Annotated in this window: 16 protein-coding genes; 10 read left to right on the top strand and 6 right to left on the bottom strand. The window is 62.5% G+C overall.

Annotated elements, in window-relative coordinates:
- The first annotated feature begins 82 nt into the window (after positions 1-82).
- The 3 genes from DL86_RS04695 to DL86_RS04685 all read left to right on the top strand — a co-directional run bounded on the left by DL86_RS04695 (position 83) and on the right by DL86_RS04685 (position 2,240).
- Complete coding sequence (locus DL86_RS04695; RefSeq protein WP_036259085.1) at positions 83-433, top strand: SWIB/MDM2 domain-containing protein; 351 nt, start codon at positions 83-85, stop codon at positions 431-433.
- A 225-nt stretch (positions 434-658) separates the two neighbouring features.
- Positions 659-1,228, top strand: coding sequence for a hypothetical protein (locus DL86_RS18585; protein WP_156964476.1), 570 nt, complete (start codon positions 659-661; stop codon positions 1,226-1,228).
- Positions 1,229-1,292: 64 nt separating this feature from the next.
- Entirely contained in the window at positions 1,293-2,240 is a 948-nt protein-coding gene (locus DL86_RS04685; protein WP_036258781.1) for an aldo/keto reductase family protein, read from the top strand.
- A gap of 12 nt (positions 2,241-2,252) precedes the next feature.
- Here DL86_RS04685 and DL86_RS04680 read toward each other — a convergent pair whose 3' ends face one another.
- The 4 genes from DL86_RS04680 to DL86_RS04665 form a co-directional block, all read right to left on the bottom strand.
- Positions 2,253-2,528, bottom strand: a complete 276-nt coding sequence (locus DL86_RS04680; RefSeq protein WP_036258778.1) for a DUF3253 domain-containing protein — start codon at positions 2,526-2,528, stop codon at positions 2,253-2,255.
- 193 nt (positions 2,529-2,721) lie between these two features.
- On the bottom strand, positions 2,722-3,492 hold the full coding sequence (eutC, locus tag DL86_RS04675) for an ethanolamine ammonia-lyase subunit EutC (RefSeq protein WP_051952706.1): 771 nt from the start codon (positions 3,490-3,492) through the stop codon (positions 2,722-2,724).
- Positions 3,492-4,871, bottom strand: coding sequence for an ethanolamine ammonia-lyase subunit EutB (locus tag DL86_RS04670; RefSeq protein WP_036258775.1), 1,380 nt, complete (start codon positions 4,869-4,871; stop codon positions 3,492-3,494). The genes eutC and DL86_RS04670 overlap by 1 nt, the downstream gene beginning before the upstream one ends.
- An 88-nt stretch (positions 4,872-4,959) precedes the next feature.
- A complete protein-coding gene (locus DL86_RS04665; RefSeq protein WP_036258773.1) occupies positions 4,960-5,334 on the bottom strand; it encodes a hypothetical protein in 375 nt (124 codons plus the stop codon).
- 282 nt (positions 5,335-5,616) lie between these two features.
- Here DL86_RS04665 and rpmI point away from each other — a divergent pair, with 282 nt between their 5' ends.
- Together rpmI and rplT are read left to right on the top strand one after the other, a co-directional pair.
- Positions 5,617-5,817 carry a 50S ribosomal protein L35 gene (gene rpmI, locus DL86_RS04660; protein WP_036258770.1) on the top strand — a complete coding sequence of 67 codons (201 nt, stop codon included), beginning with the start codon at positions 5,617-5,619 and terminating at the stop codon, positions 5,815-5,817.
- 51 nt (positions 5,818-5,868) lie between these two features.
- A complete protein-coding gene (gene rplT / locus DL86_RS04655; protein ID WP_036258767.1) occupies positions 5,869-6,234 on the top strand; it encodes a 50S ribosomal protein L20 in 366 nt (121 codons plus the stop codon).
- A 64-nt stretch (positions 6,235-6,298) separates the two neighbouring features.
- On the opposite strand, the gene DL86_RS04650 is transcribed toward rplT, so the two are convergent.
- Both DL86_RS04650 and pheT read right to left on the bottom strand, forming a co-directional pair.
- The gene (locus tag DL86_RS04650) at positions 6,299-6,745 is read right to left on the bottom strand and encodes a hypothetical protein (protein ID WP_156964475.1); all 447 of its coding nucleotides are present in this window, start codon (positions 6,743-6,745) and stop codon (positions 6,299-6,301) included.
- Between the two features lie 4 nt (positions 6,746-6,749).
- Positions 6,750-9,182 (bottom strand): phenylalanine--tRNA ligase subunit beta, encoded by a 2,433-nt coding sequence (pheT, locus tag DL86_RS04645; protein ID WP_036258762.1) that lies wholly within the window; start codon positions 9,180-9,182, stop codon positions 6,750-6,752.
- A 293-nt stretch (positions 9,183-9,475) separates the two neighbouring features.
- Here pheT and DL86_RS04640 point away from each other — a divergent pair, with 293 nt between their 5' ends.
- From DL86_RS04640 to DL86_RS04620, 5 genes are all read left to right on the top strand, one after another.
- Positions 9,476-10,066, top strand: a complete 591-nt coding sequence (locus DL86_RS04640; RefSeq protein WP_036258760.1) for an NAD(P)H-dependent oxidoreductase — start codon at positions 9,476-9,478, stop codon at positions 10,064-10,066.
- Between the two features lie 171 nt (positions 10,067-10,237).
- Positions 10,238-10,651, top strand: coding sequence for a hypothetical protein (locus tag DL86_RS04635; RefSeq protein ID WP_036258757.1), 414 nt, complete (start codon positions 10,238-10,240; stop codon positions 10,649-10,651).
- A gap of 68 nt (positions 10,652-10,719) precedes the next feature.
- Positions 10,720-11,241: a tellurite resistance TerB family protein gene (locus tag DL86_RS04630; protein WP_036259076.1), complete on the top strand. Its 522-nt coding sequence runs from the start codon at positions 10,720-10,722 to the stop codon at positions 11,239-11,241.
- On the top strand, positions 11,238-12,047 hold the full coding sequence (locus DL86_RS04625; RefSeq protein ID WP_084572706.1) for an SDR family NAD(P)-dependent oxidoreductase: 810 nt from the start codon (positions 11,238-11,240) through the stop codon (positions 12,045-12,047). Before DL86_RS04630 ends, DL86_RS04625 begins: the two co-directional genes overlap by 4 nt.
- Before the next feature lie 34 nt (positions 12,048-12,081).
- Complete coding sequence (locus tag DL86_RS04620; RefSeq protein ID WP_036258755.1) at positions 12,082-12,849, top strand: glutamine amidotransferase; 768 nt, start codon at positions 12,082-12,084, stop codon at positions 12,847-12,849.
- Positions 12,850-12,911: the final 62 nt, after the last annotated feature.

Raw genomic sequence — 12,911 nt, 5'->3', positions numbered from 1 at the left:
CCAAGCGCGTTCAAGGAACGAGTCGGAAGCAGCATCGCTTTCGCGCTAAGATCACCGTAAAATTCAGATGGAGGCAGACGGGATGACGGGTTCAAGCAAAAAGTCTCAGACCACGCCGGCCAAGGCCGCATCCGCGGCGGCCCCGGCCAAGGCGCCAGCAAAAACCGCCGAGGCAAAAAAGGCGAAGCCTGCGACCAGCGCCTTCACCAAGCCATTGCAGCCCTCCAAGGAACTCGCCGCCGTCGTCGGATCGGCCCCTTTGCCGCGCACCGAAGTCGTCAGCAAGATGTGGGAATATATCAAGAAGCATAAGCTGCAGAACGAGGCGAACAAGCGCGAGATTCTCGCCGATGAGAAGCTGACTGCGGTGTTTGGCAAGGACAAAGTGACGATGTTCGAAATGAACAAGTTCCTCGCCCAGCATCTTAAATAAAGGCGATCAGCGGCGGGCGGCGGGGTCATTCGGTCCGGCGACAAGAATTCGCAAAACCATCTGGCGCGGATCGCGCCGCCGGAGGCGAGGGGATCAAGCCCCGAGGTGGGCGGGCCGCCTTCCCGCGGCTTGACATTCGCCGTCTTCCCGCCGCTGTCTTTTCGCCATCGCAACTTGCGCCGGCGCGGCTGCGGCAAGGCCCGTGCGGGCCTAGGGAGGCTTCACGTGGTCGAAAGCGTCGGTTCGGGTCGAGGCGAATCCAATCTGAAGAGGAAGGCGCTGCATGAACTCCGGCGGTTCATGGCGATGTTCCTCTATCTTTGGGTCTTGTTCGGGGTCTTCGAAGTTTATAGATCGATGATCTTGGCCGAGAGCCACGTCAACTATCAGGCTCAGGGTTTCGCCGCGATCAACGCCTTGATGTTGGCGAAGGTGATGCTTCTAGGGGAGGAGCTGCATCTTGGCCGCCAGATCAAAGGCAGGTCGCTGCTGTTCCTGGTGCTTTACCAGTCGCTTATATTTACAATATTGTTTATTTGCTTCCACCTCGCTGAAAAGGGACTTGTTGGAGTCTTGCATGGCAAGCCCATGTCCGAATGGTATCCGGAGATGGGCGGCGGCAGCCTGAAAGCGATCCTTTCTGCGGGCGCGGTCATATTCGTCGCGCTGATCCCTTTCTTCGCGTTCAAAGACATTACCCGGGTGATTGGCGTTCAGGCGATGCGGACGATCATTTTCAGCCGCGGATTGATTGACGAGGCCTCGTCACTGGCGGAGCCCTCGCCGGACTATTGATCAAGCAGGGCTGGCGGCGGCATGCGGCGTGCATGGGCGAGCCGTCTTCCAGGGGAGCTTTGTCTTGAAATATCGTCAGCTCGGCGACAGCGATCTACAGGTTTCGACCATCTCACTCGGCTCTTGGTTGACCTACTCCGGCGGCGTCGAAAAAGCCCAGGCGATCGCCTGCGTCCATAAGGCGTTCGACATGGGGATCAATCTTCTGGACACCGCGAATGTCTATGGCCGCGGCGCGGCGGAAAGCTTGCTTGGGGAGGCGCTCCAAGGCATCGACCGCACCTCGTATATTCTGGCGACCAAAGTCTATGGCGCCATGAGCGACGCTGATCGAGGGCTGTCGCGCGCTCAGATCGAGAAGCAGCTCGATGCGTCGTTGAAGCGGCTCAAGACCGATTATGTCGATCTCTATCAATGCCATCGCTATGACGAGGATACGCCGCTCGACGAAACGATGGAGGCTCTGACCCGGGCGGTGGCTCAAGGCAAGACGCGCTATATCGGCTTTAGCGAGTGGCCGCTCGACAAGATCGAGCGGGCGGCGGAAATGGAGGGCGTCGCGCCCTTCGTTTCGAGCCAGCCGCAATATTCATTGCTTTGGCCCTATCCGCAGGCCGAAATCTTCCCTCGCTGCGCTGATTACGGCGTCACCCAGATCGTCTGGTCGCCGCTCGCCCAAGGGGTGCTGACCGGCAAGTACAAGCCCGGCGCACCGCCGCCTCAGGACTCGCGGGCGAGCAGCGAGTCGATGGGCTCCATGGTGCCCAAACGCTGGCTGGAGGCGCCCATGCTGGAGGCCGTCGACAAGCTGCGGCGCCTGGCGGAGGAAGAAGCCGGCGTGAGCCTGGCGCAATTCGCGCTGGCCTGGGTTCTGCGCAAGGAGAACGTCTCCTCGGCGATTATCGGGGCGACCCGGCCCGAGCAAGTCGTCGAAAACGCCAAGGCGGCGGAACTGAGATTTGGTCAGGAGCTTTTCGCCAGGGCGGAAGACATTGTCGCGCCCTTCCGCTGAAACGCGGGAGGTCTATGCGTTGGTTGCGAGCCCGAGCCGATAGGGCCCCTTGAACGTATCGGGATCGGCCGGGACGCCCTTGCGGTAAATGATGATCTTGCCTTCGCGCGCCAGCCGCACTGCATTGTCCCGCACCGGCTGCAGATAGCCTTCCCAGGGAGCGCTTCTTCCTCTTCCGCTCACTTGCGCGAAAGCTTTCGCGGCGTCGACCGGATCGATCGTTTCCGGCGGCGCAACGGTCTTGCAAAGCTCCAAGATCACATCGGCTAGTTTTGGCGTCGCATCCATCGAGAAACCTCCAATTTATTTTCGCTTAAGAGACAGTATACAAAAGATGTGCCGTTTGTTCCTGAAGTGTTTTTCCAGGAGTGCTTTGGACAGCTATTATTTCTCCTTCGGCGCCATTAGAGCGCTTTCCGATCGAATGGAATCATTCGATCGACCAGAAATCGCTCCAGCGCCAAAAAGTCTGACCATATTCTCATCGAACAGATTGAACCAATCCGTTCGGAATATGCTCTAGCGCCAAGGCGTCATCCTCCTTGAGCTCGGTTCCCGTCAGCCCCAGAGCGCGCGCTGCGAACATGAGGGCGAGGATGCGGCGGCTTGCGTCCTCAAGGCTCAGCCCGTCCGGTCGAATATTAGAAACGCAATTGCGACGCGCATCGGAAGTCGCGCCCGGAGCTGGATCGATCGTGAGATAGGCGCCGAGGCTGTCGCAGGCCGAAAGGCCCGGCCGCTCGCCGATGAGGACGAGGGCCATGCGGGCGCCCTGCCGCGCTGCGATCTCGTCGCCCAGGGCTACGCGCGCCTGCAACGCCACCACCGGAGGCGCGAAGGAAAGGCCCTGCGTCGCCAAAAGCATCTTGCACAGAGGCGGGCCTTGGGTCTGCGCGGCGGCGGCGGACAGCCCATCGGCGATGACGATCGTTGCGTCGTAAGCGCCCGGCCGTTCAGGCGCCAGCGCCTCGGCTGAGGGCGGCGCGAGCCTGCGGCCAAGATCCGGGCGTTGCAGAAAGGTCCGCCGATCGTCCGCCTGGCTGCGCACGAGAATCGGGCGCCAGTGCGCAAGTTCGGCGAGAAGCGGGGCGGGATCGAGAGCCGTCTCGACCGCGTCGCGCGCTTTGGCGTGAGCGAGCTGGAATTCCAGCACGCGGCGCGTCGGCAGGGCGTCGCCGACGCGGCCAAGCGCGATCCGGGCGGGCGTTGCGTCGCGCAGATAGTCCCAAAAATCGCTTGGCGCGCGAGGCATCAGAGCGCCCCGGCGAGGAGCCGCGCGGCGCTGGCCGGACTTGGCCGCACCCGCGCCTTGGCGTCCATCACGCCGACGGTCTTGAGCCAGGCCTCGAACTCCGGCGCCGGCAGCAGGCCCAGCGCCGAGCGAAGATAAAGCGCATCGTGATAGGAGGTCGACTGATAGCCGAGCATGATGTCGTCGGCGCCTGGAACGCCCATGATATAGGTGCAGCCGGCGACGCCCAGCAGGGTCAGCAGCGCGTCCATATCGTCCTGATCCGCTTCGGCGTGGTTGGTGTAACAGACGTCGACTCCCATCGGCAGGCCCAGGAGCTTGCCGCAGAAATGGTCCTCCAGTCCGGCCCGGATGATTTCCTTGCCATCGTAGAGATATTCCGGACCGATGAAGCCGACGACCGTATTGACCAGCAAAGGCGCATAGCGGCGCGCAACCGCATAGGCGCGCGCCTCCATGGTCTGCTGATCGACGCCATGATGCGCCCCGGCCGAAAGCGCCGCGCCTTGCCCGGTCTCGAAATACATCAGGTTTGCGCCCGCCGGCGCCCGGTTCAGCGCGCGGACCGCGCAATGGGCTTCTTCAAGCATTGCGAGGTCGACGCCAAAGGAGCGATTGGCCGCCTGCGACCCTGCGATCGATTGAAACACCAGATCGACCGGACCGCCCCGTTCTATAACCTGAAGCGTTGTCGTGACATGGCAGAGCACGCAGGATTGAACCGGGATCTCGAAGCGCAGCCGCAGCTCCTCGATCCGCTCCCAGAGGAGGAGGGCCTTGGCGCGGCTGTCGGTCGCCGGATTGATCCCGATGCAGGCGTCGCCGCAGCCATACATCAGGCCGTCGAGAATGGAGGCGCCGATGCCGGCAAGGTCGTCGCTTGGGTGATTGGGCTGGATCCGCACCGAGAGGCGTCCAGGCAGGCCGATCGTGGTGCGAAACCGCGTGACGACGGAGATCTTTTTCGCGGCCGCGATCAAATCCTGATTGCGCATGAGTTTCGAGACGGCGGCCGCCATTTCCGGCGTGAGCCCCGGCGCAATTCCGGCCAGCGCTTGCGTCGTCGCCTCGTCCGAGAGCAAAAAGTCGCGGAAATCCCCGACCGTCATGGCTTTGAGCGGCGCAAAGGCCTCCCCGTCATGCCCATCGAGAATGAGCCGGGTCACTTCGTCGGCCTCATAAGGGATCAGGGCTTCTTCGAGGAAGCGCGTCAGCGGGACATCGGCGAGGGCGATCCGGGCGGCGACGCGCTCCTGATCATTGGCGGCGGCTAGTCCCGCAAGCCGATCACCGGCGCGGCCAGGGGAGGCGCGGGCCAGAAGCGCGCGCAAATCGTCGAAGACATAATGCGTCGCCCCAAGATTGCAGGCATAGGGCATGAGGGTTCCTGACGATCAGGACATCGATTTTTTAGTTTAGAGCAATTTGGGGCGCGGCGGAAACGGGACAGCGATCTGGAGCTAGAACCTAGCCATGAAATCGCGGGTTTTCGCTTTCCGGACCAAAACTGTCCCATTCGGCGGCGAAGTTCACCGAGGATTGATGAAAGGGGTTGTCGCAGCCAGGAAAAAACTGCCGCCGGGTGAGATCGACGATATGCGCGTCGAATTGCACCACGTAGTGGATCCAGAATGTTTGCGCGCCGGCTGCCCGCCAGCGCTGGTCGGCGTCGGGGGCGCGCGTCTTCAAGCCGGAGCAGCGCAGGACCTGCGCAGCATGTCCATGCGAGAGAAGATCGTCGGCCAAGCGGTGCGACGAGGCGCGGCACTGGTTGTAATAGAGAAGAGTCTTGTCGGCGTTGAGCTGAACGATCCGGTCGGCGCCGGTCTGAAATTGGGCCATGAAAGCTGCGGCTCCGTCCTATCCGGACGGAAAATGCCGCAGGGATCATTTAGGCTAGCGCTTTGCCGCCCCGATGTCCAACGCGCCTCTAAGTTTTCGCCGGCGTTTGGATGAAGCCATTGCTTTTCGTAATTCTTTCATTATAAACCGCCGCTTCGAACCGACCGGCTGTAGGGCTGCCGTGGCGGTTCGTTCGCTCGTTCGGAAACGAACGGGAGTGGGGTCTTGCGCCTCACTCGATCAACAATTGCGGACGCTTGACGTCCGACGGAGACGAGCAAAATGCCCAAGCTGAAGACTAAATCGGGCGCGAAGAAGCGCTTCAAAATCACCGGGACCGGCAAGGTCTTGTATGCGCAAGCCGGTAAGCGCCATGGCATGATCAAGCGCACCAACAAGCAGATCCGGAATCTGCGCGGCACCAATGTTCTGTTCAAGAGCGATGGCGACAACATCATCAAGTACTTTCTGCCCAACGGCTGAAAGCCTTCCATTCGTCTTGTTCAGTTTCTCGAAGCAGTCCGGAGTTTTTTCATGGCGCGCGTCAAACGCGGGGTCACCTCGCACGCTAAGCACAAGAAGACGCTAAATGCGGCTAAGGGCTTTTATGGCCGCCGCAAGAATACGATCCGCACCGCGAAGGCGGCTGTCGATCGTTCGATGCAATATGCGACGCGCGATCGTCGCGCCAAGAAGCGGGTTTTCCGCGCCTTATGGATTCAGCGCCTGAACGCAGCGGTCCGCGAACTTGGGATCACCTATTCGCGCTTCATCGACGGTCTCGCCAAGGCGGGGATCGAGATTGATCGCAAGGTGCTTTCGGAACTCGCGATCAGCGAGCCGGAGTCTTTCAAGGCGATCGTTGAAAAAGCCAAGAGCGCTCTGCCCGCTTCAGCCTGAGTCGAATCGCGCAGGCCTATCTGGCCGGCACATCTGGCGTTGACCGGAGGCGCAAGCCGCCCGATCAACGCACCTTTGTATGACCTGAAACCACGCTGAATTGGAGCCTTTTTGCTCCAGCGTGATGCTGCGCCGCTCCGGTCCGGCGCGCTTGGCTATGATGCCCTGCAGACCCATTCTTGGTCCAGCTATGCCTGGTCCAGCCATGTCGGCTTGCATGGCGGCGGGAATGGGCATGCGCGTAGCGCCCATGTCGCGGCGGCGCAGCGGCGGCCGCCCGTCCCGTCGCGGGGGCGATGTCCGCGTCATTTTCGGCGCTCTTGAGCTTTCCGCCTGAGTCATGCGCAAGAGCATGCGAATGGGCGACCGGGCCGAACAGCGCCAGGCATTGGTTGTAAGCATCGGCCGCCTGGATTTTTTCGCAATCGTCGATTGTGCGCGGCGCGGCGCTCGTGACGGCTGGCAGCGCGATCAGCGCCGCCGCGAACATCATCGTGGGGAAATATCGCAAGGCTTCATCCTCTTAAGGTCGCGCCGGTCTTCTTTTCCACCTCGGCAATGATCTTGGCCGCAACGGCGTCGATCTCGGCTTCAGTCAGGGTCTTTTCGCGCGGTTGCAAGGTGACGGATATGGCCACCGACTTCTTGCCTTCGGGAATGCCCTTGCCCTCATAGACGTCGAAAACGCCGGCATCGGTCACAAGCAGGCGCTCCCCGGCCAGCGCAGCCTTCAAAATGTCGCTTGCGTTGACCGAGCGTTCGACGAGGAACGCAAAATCGCGTTGCACAGGCATGAATTCCGAAAGTTCGAGCTTCGGTTTGGCTTTTGTCGGCCGAGATTTTGGCGAGGGTATGTCATTTAAGATTAATTCGAAGGCGACCACAGGGCCCTCGGCGTCGAGAGCCTCGAGGCAGCGCGGATGAATCTCGCCAAAAACGCCAATGATGTTCTTTGGGCCAAATTGCAAAGTGGCGGAGCGGCCGGGGTGCAGCCAGGCTGGTCCGCCGGGGACGATCTGCAAGCCGCTGACGGGCGCGCCGAGCGCTGAAAGCAGCGCCAAGGCATCCGCTTTGGCGTCGAAAATATCGACGGGAGCGGGGGCCGCCGACCAATTTCGGCCGGTTCCCGTCTGTTTGGCCGCGCCGCGCCTGAGGCCCGAGGCCGCGATCCTCTGATCGGCTTCGCCGTCGCCCAAGAAGATCTGGCCGACTTCGAAGAGCGCGACGTCGCCCTGGCCGCGGTCCGCATTGCGCTGCGCCGCCGCGATCAAGCCGGGCAGCAGGCTCGGCCGCATGTCGGAAAGGTCGGGCGCGATCGGATTGGCGAGGGCGAGAGCAGGGGCACCGCCGCCAAAGGCCAGCGCGCGGGCATGCGAGACGAAGGACCAGGTCACCGCCTCGACGAGGCCGCCGGCGGCGAGCGCGCGCCGGGCGGAGCCGATCCGCCTCTGCAATTGGGTCAGCACTGGCGCGGCGACATGCGCATTCTCGCGCGAGAATGGCTGCGAAGCCACGCGATCGAGCCCGGCGATCCGCACGATTTCCTCGACGAGATCGGCTTTCCCCTCGATGTCGGGGCGCCAGGACGGCGCCTTGACGACGACGCGGTCGCCATTGCCTGGAGAACCGGCGAGCTCGAAACCCAGATGCTCGAGAATTCCGCTCATTTCCGAGGCGTCGAGTTCGAGGCCGGTGAGGCGCCTGACCTCGCTCCAGGGAAACACGATGCGCCGGTCTGGCTGCGGTATTTTTCCTGCGAGCGAGATCTGCGAAGCGGCGCCGCCGCAAAGCTCAAGCACAAGATGGGTGGCGAGTTCGAGGCCGGGGAGGCAGAACGCCGGATCGACGCCGCGCTCGAACCGGTAGCGCGCGTCCGAGTTCAAGCCTAGCCTGCGCCCGCTCCGCGCGATATTCACCGGGTCCCACAGCGCGGACTCGATCAGCACGGAGGTCGTCGCCTCATCGCAGCCCGAGGCCTGCCCGCCCATGATCCCGGCCAGGGATTCAACGCCCGCGTCGTCGGCGATGACGACATTGTCGCTGTCGAGCGCGTAAGTCCGGCCATCCAGCGCGAGCAGCTCCTCTCCAGGCCTGGCGCGCCGCACGGCGATATTGCCGCGCACCTTGTCGGCGTCGAACACATGCAGTGGCCGGGCGCGGTCGAAGGCGAGATAATTGGTGATGTCCACCAGCGCGTTGATCGGCCGGAGCCCGATCGCCTTGAGCCGGTTTTGCATCCAGCCCGGACTTGGCCCATTGCGGACGCCGGTGACGAGCCGCAGCGCGAAAGCAGGCGCGAGATGACTGTCCTCGGCGGAGAAATCGAGTTTCGCCTCAAGCGAGCAAGGGAAGCCGCCGGCGATCGGCGCGATTTTCCGATCCTTATGCCGGCCGAGCCCCGCCGCCGCGAGATCGCGGGCGATGCCATGCACGCCCATGGCGTCGGGGCGATTGGGCAAGAGATTGATCTCGATGACCGGCTCGGCGAGCCAGGCCCAGGGCGCATAGGGAGCGCCGACCGGCGCGCTGTCGGGCAGGTCGAGAATGCCGTCATGATCGTCGGATAGGCCCAATTCCGCTCCAGAACAAAGCATGCCGTTCGATTCGACGCCTCGGATGACGCCTTTGCCGAGCGTGACCTTCTTTCCTGGAATGAAGCTGCCGGGCGGCGCAAAGACCGATCTCAAGCCCGCTCGCGCGTTCGGCGCGCCGCAAACGACCTGCACCAAGGCGCCGCCGCCGGCGTCGACAAGACAGACCTGCAGCCGGTCGGCGTTGGGATGCGGCTTCGCCTCGATCACGGAAGCGATGACGAAATCCTTCAAAGCCGCGGCTGGATCGTCGACCTGTTCGACCTCGAGGCCGATCTTGGTCAGCGTTTCGACGATTTCGTCGAGGCCGGCATCGGTCTCGATATGGTCCTTAAGCCAGGAAAGAGTGAACTTCATTGCGGTCCCAGAAAGATAGCGCGAGGGGAAAGCGTCGGCCGCAGGCGGCGCCAAACGCATTCGTTTGGCATGTTTTCGCGACGGCCTTTCCTTCTCTAGCGCCTATCCTTGTCGAGGGGAAATGTCTTCGAATGATTGCCCGATTAGGCCGCCGACCCAGGTCCACCCAAAATTAGCGGGCCCCGCGCTGGCGCGGCTCTTGATTCACATCAGTGAAGACCGCCTCCGCGCGCCCTATTCCATGCCTTTGTTCTCGGGCGGCGCGACTCGCGCCTCCAGTAAAGGCTCGTCGCATGGCGCGACGGATCGTCATCATCCAAGGACACCCGGATCCCGCCGGACATCATCTTTGCCATGCGCTCGCCGATGCTTACGCAAAGGGCGCGGAAGCCGCCGGACATGAGGTTGCCCGCATCGAAGTCGCCCAGCTCGATTTCCCTTTGCTTCGCACCAAGCAGGAGTTTTATGACGGCGTCTTGCCCGGCGCGTTAAAGCCCGCCCAGGAAGCGATCGGCGCCGCCGATCATCTCGTCATCATTTATCCGCTGTGGCTAGGGTCGATGCCCGCTCTCTTGAAGGCATTTTTCGAACAGGCATTCCGCCCAGGCTTCGCCTTTGACGCGCTCAATTCGTCGAATGGCAAGTGGACGCAGCTTCTCAAGGGCAAAAGCGCGCGCATCATTGTCACAATGGGCATGCCCGCGCTGATTTATCGCTGGTATTTCGGCGCCCATGGCCTGAAAAGCTTGGAGCGCAATATATTGGGATTTTGCGGCATCGGTCCGATCAAGGAGAGCCTGTTCGGGCTGATCGAAGCGGCGAACGACCTCAAACGGCAAGAATGGCTCAAAAAGATGGCCGATCTTGGCCGGGCGGGGACGTGATCGCCAGCGATCCCCTTCCGGGCGGCCGGACAGACAAGAGTTGATAAGGCGCATTCGCGCTTGCGATATGGCGGATTGTGGGCGAAGGTCAGGGCGTCTTTCACGTCGCTCCCCATTGCTTGACAGTGCTCGATTCGGGCGGACCATCACCGGAATTATCGGACGCGAGGCATGATCCAACATAGCGCAGCGGTCGAACGCGCCCGCGGCGAGACCAGAGTCTTGGCTCTCGTTGTGGCCGCGGGCCTTTCCGCCGCAATCCTTTCCTTCGCAAGTCTTTCTTTGGCCAGCCGCGCTGACGCAGCGAGCGGTGCCGAATTGGCCGACTTTGGCGTCGCCTGCTCGATCGGAGCGCCGCCCTGGGCTCCTCCAATCACAGCGGAAACCTTGCCCTGGCGTTCGGTCTGGTTCGGCCATTTTTCCGGCGGACGCCCCTTTGCCGGCCCTTATGGCCAAGCCCTGGTCGATTGGCGCGACGAAAAAGTCTGCTTCCCCACAAGGGCGTCATGTCGGGCCTGGATCCATGAGTTGCGCCGAGCCTATCATCGCCCCGAAGGCTATTGGACCTGTCTGCTGCTGCGTTGATTGGCGCAGGAGGCGAATGGACCGGCGCGTCCCATTTTTCGGACAAGATCGGGATCTGGAGAGATTTGATGTTCGACGCGCTGAAATCCTTCATCGCCGAGGTGAGCCGGTCGGAGCAGGCCGGAAAGCGCTTTGACGAGGATGATTATCGTCTCGCGGCGGCGGCCCTGCTTATTCATGTCGCCAGCGTCGACGGCGCGACCGATCCGGCCGAGCGGGCGCGGCTGAGCGCGATCATCGAGGAGCGCTTTGGCCTCGATCCGAGCGCGACCGCGGAATTGGTCGAAAAGGCCGAGCAGAGCGATCGCGACGCCGTCGATTTCTACCAGTTCACCAGCGTCCTTAAGCGCACGCTCGACGACGACGGCAGACTGAAAATCGTGGACATGATGTGGGATATCGCCTTTGCCGACGGCGAGATCCATGAATTCGAGGAAAACACCATCTGGCGGGTCGCCGAGCTTCTCGGCGTTTCGACCAGGGACCGGGTACTGTCGCGCCAGCGCGTTGCGCGCGATGCCCCGCCGGAGACCTCAGTGGAGCCGCTGCCGCCAGGACCTTGGTCCCCGCCGCCGAAGGGGGGCGCATGAGCGGGGAGCCGGACGGAATGCGCCGAGTCGCCTTAATCACCGGCGCCTCGGGCGGCATAGGCGCCGATCTCGCCCGGGTTTTCTCCCGGCATGGCCATGACCTCGCGCTCGTGGCGCGCAGCCGCGATAGGCTCGATGCGCTCGCCGATGAAATCGCTGCTTTGGGGCGCCCGCGCCCGCTGGTTTTTGCAGCCGACCTCGCGGAGCGGGGCGCCGTAGAGCAACTCGCGGCGGCGCTGCAAAAAGCTGGCGCGTCGCCTGATGTCCTTGTGAACAATGCAGGATTTGGCCTCATGGGCGAATGCGTCGCCCTTGATCCCGCCGAGCAGCTCGCGATCGTCGACCTCAATGTCCGGGCCCTGGTCGAAATCACCCTGCGTTTTCTGCCGCAGATCGTGGCGGCGCGCGGCAAGATCCTGAACGTCGCCTCGATCGTCTCCTTCTTCCCGGGCGGGCCTGGCTTGGCGATTTATTACGCGTCGAAGGCCTTCGTGCGTTCGTTCACGCTCGCGCTCGGCCAGGAGATGCGCGGACGGGGCGTCGCGGTCACGGTGCTGTGTCCCGGCTACACGCGCACCGGATTCCAGTCCCGCGCCGGTTTCGAAGCCGAAACCTTAGCCTTTCTTCCGGGCCAAAGCGCGATGGAGGTCGCGGAAGCGGGGTTTGCCGGCCTGATCGCCGGACGCCGCGAGGTCGTGCCTGGTCTCGTCAATAAAATCACCGCATGGCTCCTGCCGTTTTCGCCAAAAGCCCTGGTCCTGCCGGTTCTTTCGCGCTTGCAGCAAAAACGGCGCGGCAACGCTTGACGGCGGCCGAGTTTGGTCGCCAAAATTATTGATCATGCCGATGCGACTCACTTCTTCCGGCAGGGTTCTCATGATCCTGCATCAGGAACATTCGACGCCCGGGCGGTTCGGACGGCTTTTGCAGGCCAGGGGGCATGAGCTTGACATCCGCCGTCCCCGTTTCGGCGACCCGTTGCCGGAAACGCTGAGGGATCATGCCGGCGTGATTGTTTTCGGCGGCCCGATGAGCGTCAATGACGAAGACGCCTGGTTGCGCCGTGAAATTGACTGGATCGGCGTTCCGCTCAAGGAAGAAAAGCCATTTCTCGGGATTTGCCTCGGCGCTCAGATGCTGGCGCGCCATCTCGGCCATCGCGTTCGCCCGCATCCGCAAGGCCGCGTGGAGGTCGGCTATTATCCGATCGATCCGACCGAACACGGGCATCGCGTCTGCGACTGCCGTTTCCCCAATCGCGTCTACCAATGGCATCGGGAGGGATTTGATCTTCCGCGCGGGACGACTCTTCTGGCGAAAGGAAAAGACTTCGAAGCGCAGGCCTTTCGCCTTGGCGCGTCCGCCTATGGCTTCCAATTTCACCCGGAGGTGACTTTGGCCATGATGTGCCTTTGGTCGATCCGGTCGGCGGGGCGCATGGCGCAGCCGGGGGCCCATCCCAGCCATCGACATCTGCAAGGCTGGTTCCGGCATGACGCCGCTGTGGCGCGCTGGTCCGATGCTTTTCTCCGAGCCTGGCTCGCCGCGGGACCAAACCGAGGCCCGGCGCGCCACCTTCTTATGAAGGGGGGGCATTCGAAAGAATAAGAAAAATTTTTAGGTGCTTAAATTTGTAGGACGTTGCTGGGAGCTCCAACGTCCTGTGGCTT

This window comes from Methylocapsa aurea, assembly GCF_000746085.1.
GTDB lineage: Bacteria > Pseudomonadota > Alphaproteobacteria > Rhizobiales > Beijerinckiaceae > Methylocapsa > Methylocapsa aurea.
Note: the sequence above shows the minus strand (reverse complement) of the source record. Positions and strands in the feature narration are given on the sequence as shown.